Source organism: Paraburkholderia sp. SIMBA_054 (assembly GCF_046534875.1).
GTDB classification, from domain to species: Bacteria; Pseudomonadota; Gammaproteobacteria; order Burkholderiales; family Burkholderiaceae; genus Paraburkholderia; species Paraburkholderia hospita.
Genome location: NZ_JAWRXV010001396.1, coordinates 1 through 247, shown reverse-complemented (window position 1 = coordinate 247; position 247 = coordinate 1). Strand labels below are relative to the sequence as shown.

The following is a 247-nucleotide window of genomic DNA, read 5'->3' as shown; positions in this document are numbered from 1 at the left end:
GCATTGTTCCGTGAATAAGGCCACGCGTGTAGCTTTCTTCCGCGCCCTCTTCAAAGCGGCGGATGAGATACATTTTACGCAGTGCTTCTTTCAGCTGTTCCGGCGAATAAGTGCGGAAAGCATAAGGCAAATTATGACGGTCGCCCGTATCCTGCGGTTCGACTTTTTTGGCTTGAACCATGATGTTTTGTCCTCACGCTCCGTAAACGAGCTTGTCTTGACGCGCGCGCAGTTCGGCAATCTTGGA

At 51.4% G+C, this 247-nt stretch carries 1 pseudogene; it reads right to left on the bottom strand.

The features are described from left to right. Nucleotides 1-181 (bottom strand): annotated as a pseudogene (locus SB822_RS59645) (hypothetical protein); the annotation flags it as partial. Nucleotides 182-247: the final 66 nt, after the last annotated feature.